Genomic DNA, 1,023 nt, shown 5'->3' on the forward strand with positions numbered 1-1,023 from the left:
GGAGTGACGTAACCGACCAGCCGTCGTCGGCCCGGCTCGTCCTCGCGCGCCACGACCACGGCCTCGCGGACGGCGGCGTCCCGCAGCAGGGCGGCCTCGATCTCGCCCGGTTCGATGCGGAAACCGCGGACCTTCACCTGCCGGTCGGCCCGGCCGAGGAACTCCAGTTCGCCGTCGGCCCGCCACCTCGCCCGGTCGCCGGTGCGGTAGAGCCGGGCCCCAGGCGGCCCCCAGGGATCGGCGACGAAGCGGGCGGCGGTCAGTCCGGGGCGGCCCAGGTAGCCGCGGGCCACGCCGTCCCCGCCGACGTACAGTTCGCCGTCCGCACCGGGCGGAACCTCGCGCATCAGCGGGTCGAGGACGTGGGTGCGGACGCCGGGCAGCGGGGCGCCGATGGTCGGGGTGCCGGAGCCGGCGCGGAGCGGACCGGTCCAGCTGGCGACGATGGTGGCCTCGGTGGGCCCGTAGGAGTTGATCATCCGCCGTCCGGGCGCCCACCGGTCCACGAGGGCGGGCGGGCAGGCCTCGGCCCCGACGATCAGCGTCCGCAGGTGCGGCGCGCCGTCCGGTCCGGGGTCGGGCAGGGTGGCCAGCGCGGCGGGTGGGATGAGTGTGTGGCTGATGCGGAACTCGTCGAGCACGGAGGCGAGTTCGTCCCCCAGCCATGGTCCGCCCGGCGGCACGACCAGGGTCGCCCCGGCGAGGACGGAGATGAACAGTTCGAGGACCGAGGCGTCGAAGCTCGGCGAGGAGAACTGGAGCACCCGGTCGCCGGGGCCCACGGCGTAGCGCTCGGCGGCGGCCTCCACGAAGCCGCGGACCCCCCGGTGGGTGACCGTGACGCCCTTCGGCACCCCGGTGGAGCCGGAGGTATAAATCAGGTAGGCCGCGTGGTCCGCCCCGACGGCCACGCCGCCCCGCGGGACCCGGCAGGGACCCGGCCCGTCAGCCGTGTCCGCCGCGGCAGCCGTCCTCACACCGCCGTCCGTGCCCGCACCGGCAGCCTCTTCCGCCCCGTCAGCC

General features: G+C 76.2%; 1 protein-coding gene. It reads right to left on the minus strand.

Going from position 1 to position 1,023, the window contains the following annotated elements; translation table 11 throughout:
- The coding region (locus ACOV8S_RS26975) for an amino acid adenylation domain-containing protein (RefSeq protein ID WP_448321323.1) at positions 1–1,023 on the minus strand (1,023 nt) is incomplete at both ends.

It is taken from the genome of Streptomyces sp. CO7 (assembly GCF_053474865.1).